We start from the raw sequence: 3,240 nt of genomic DNA, 5'->3' as shown, positions 1-3,240 counted from the left end.
AGTCGTGATGAGCATGGTCAATGAGAACGATCAAGCCAATCGGGCTATTAGTAAGGCTAAGCTTCACACATTGCTGCGCGTCCACACGCCTCCTATCAACGTGGTCGTCTTCCACGGCCCTGATAGGGAATACTCGTTTTCAGGTTGGTTTCCCGCTTAGATGCCTTCAGCGGTTATCCATTCCATATATAGCTACCCTGCTATGCCCTTGGCAGGACAACAGGTCCACCAGAGATATGTCCATCCCGGTCCTCTCGTACTAGGGACAGATCCTGTCAATATTCCTACACCCACGGCAGATAGGGACCGAACTGTCTCACGACGTTCTGAACCCAGCTCACGTACCGCTTTAATTGGCGAACAGCCAAACCCTTGGGACCTGCTCCAGCCCCAGGATGCGATGAGCCGACATCGAGGTGCCAAACAACCCCGTCGATATGGACTCTTGGGGGTCATCAGCCTGTTATCCCCGGCGTACCTTTTATCCGTTGAGCGATGGCCCTTCCACACGGGACCACCGGATCACTATGACCGACTTTCGTCTCTGCTCGACTTGTCAGTCTCGCAGTCAGGCGGGCTTATGCCATTGCACTCGACGACCGATTTCCGACCGGTCTGAGCCCACCATCGCGCGCCTCCGTTACTCTTTCGGAGGCGACCGCCCCAGTCAAACTACCCACCATACACTGTCCCGGATCCGGATGACGGACCGCGGTTAGACATCCATGACGATAAGGGTGGTATTTCAAGGATGGCTCCACGAAGACTGGCGTCCCCGCTTCAAAGCCTACCACCTATCCTACACATGCCGACACGAATGCCAGTGTAAAGCTATAGTAAAGGTGCACGGGGTCTTTCCGTCTAACCGCAGGAACCCCGCATCTTCACGGGGAATTCAATTTCACTGAGTCTATGTTGGAGACAGCGGGGAAGTCGTTACGCCATTCGTGCAGGTCGGAACTTACCCGACAAGGAATTTCGCTACCTTAGGACCGTTATAGTTACGGCCGCCGTTTACTGGGGCTTCGATTCAAAGCTTGCACCTCTCCTCTTAACCTTCCAGCACCGGGCAGGCGTCAGACCCTATACGTCGTCTTTCGACTTCGCAGAGCCCTGTGTTTTTGATAAACAGTCGCTACCCCCTGGTCTGTGCCACCCCACAAAAGTTGCCTCAAGTGGGGTCACGCTTCTTCCGAAGTTACGCGTGCAATTTGCCGAGTTCCTTCAACATAGTTCTCTCAAGCGCCTTGGTATACTCTACCTGACCACCTGTGTCGGTTTCGGGTACGGTCTATACGGTGGAGCTATTTCCTGGAACCGCGTCCCTGCAAGATCAATCCAATAAGACCTTACAAGTTGAGCAATCCGTCACTACCACCAGGCCCACGAATATTAACGTGGTTCCCATCGACTACGCATTTCTGCCTCGCCTTAGGGGCCGGCTAACCCTGCTCAGATTAACTTTAAGCAGGAACCCTTGGTCTTTCGGCGAGAGGGTCTCTCACCCTCTTTATCGTTACTCATGTCAACATTCGCACTTCCGATACCTCCAGAGGCCCTCACGGGTCCTCCTTCACAGGCTTACGGAACGCTCCGCTACCACGTGCTTACGCACATCCTCAGCTTCGGTGCATGGCTTTAGCCCCGTTACATTTTCGGCGCAAAGACCCTTATTTAGACCAGTGAGCTGTTACGCTTTCTTTAAATGATGGCTGCTTCTAAGCCAACATCCTGGTTGTTTTGGGATCCTCACATCCTTTCCCACTTAGCCATGACTTGGGGACCTTAGCTGGAGGTCAGGGTTGTTGCCCTCTTCACGACGGACGTTAGCACCCGCCGTGTGTCTGCCGACTAGTACTCCCAGGTATTCGGAGTTTGGTTAGGATCAGTAAGACGGTGAGTCCCCATAGCCCATCCAGTGCTCTACCCCCTGGGGTATTCGGTCGACGCACTACCTAAATAGTTTTCGCGGAGAACCAGCTATTTCCGAGTTTGATTGGCCTTTCACCCCTAGCCACAAGTCATCCCAATCTATTGCAACAGATGCGGGTTCGGCCCTCCAGTTGGTGTTACCCAACCTTCAGCCTGCTCATGGCTAGATCACTCGGTTTCGGGTCTAATGCGTCGAACTGAACGCCCTGTTCAGACTCGCTTTCGCTGCGCCTACACCTACCGGCTTAAGCTTGCTCGACACACTAAGTCGTTGACCCATTATACAAAAGGTACGCAGTCAGCCTTGCGGCCTCCTACTGTTTGTAGGCATCCGGTTTCAGGTTCTATTTCACTCCCCTTGTCGGGGTGCTTTTCACCTTTCCCTCACGGTACTTGTTCGCTATCGGTCATGCACGAGTACTTAGGCTTGGAGAGTGGTCTCCCCATGTTCAGACAGGATTTCACGTGTCCCGCCCTACTCTAGGACAATCAGTGTTCTACGCCTACGGGACTATCACCCGCTACGGTCGACCTTTCCAAATCGTTCGGCTTTATTCCTGATTGCCACTGGCCTGGTCCGCGTTCGCTCGCCACTACTTGCGGAGTCTCGGTTGATGTCCTTTCCTGCAGGTACTTAGATGTTTCAGTTCCCTGCGTTCGCTTCTTACCCCTATGTATTCGAAGGTAAGATACCTTATAATCAATGCTTGGAAACCTAAGCCGTACTGTCGCACGACTTAAATTCTCCAAGCATTTAAGGTGGGTTGCCCCATTCGGAGATCCATGGATCAAAGCTCATTCGCAGCTCCCCACGGCTTTTCGCAGCGTATCACGTCCTTCTTCGCCTGTGCATGCCAAGGCATCCACCAAATGCCCTTACGACACTTAATCGTTCTCATTGCCAATGCTCATCAATTAGCTGTCGTTTCAAAGAAACGATCAGCAGTCCGGTTACCTTTTACAACCGAACCATCATGATGCCATCGACGTGTTCTCGATAGATCCGCTTTATTGGGGCCACGCCGAGCGGCCCGCTTGCGGTCTATCATAAGACCAGCTTCTCGAGATTAAATCCGGGACCGCGCGGTTAGCTATCGGTCATCAGAAAGTCGTCAGAACCAAAACCGAAGTTTTGGCAACAACGACCGACCAGAGCGACAAGCTTCCTTCCTACATCCAGTTCCTCCACCACATCCGGCCGGCTAGGCCATCCATGGTTTCACAAGAACTGGGCTCGGACATGGGACAAATCCCACACCTGGAAGCTTCCAGATCAATCTTCTCTTCACGATTTTTGCAGAACAGGCA

General features: G+C 52.8%; 1 rRNA gene. It reads right to left on the bottom strand.

The features are described 5' to 3' along the window. Nucleotides 1-26 precede the first annotated feature (26 nt). A 23S ribosomal RNA gene (locus FHW37_RS33290) occupies nucleotides 27-2,823 on the bottom strand. Nucleotides 2,824-3,240 lie beyond the last annotated feature (417 nt).

The sequence above is a fragment of the Neorhizobium alkalisoli genome, from assembly GCF_007829835.1.
Taxonomy (GTDB): domain Bacteria; phylum Pseudomonadota; class Alphaproteobacteria; order Rhizobiales; family Rhizobiaceae; genus Neorhizobium.
This window is presented reverse-complemented; position numbering and strand designations above follow the sequence as displayed.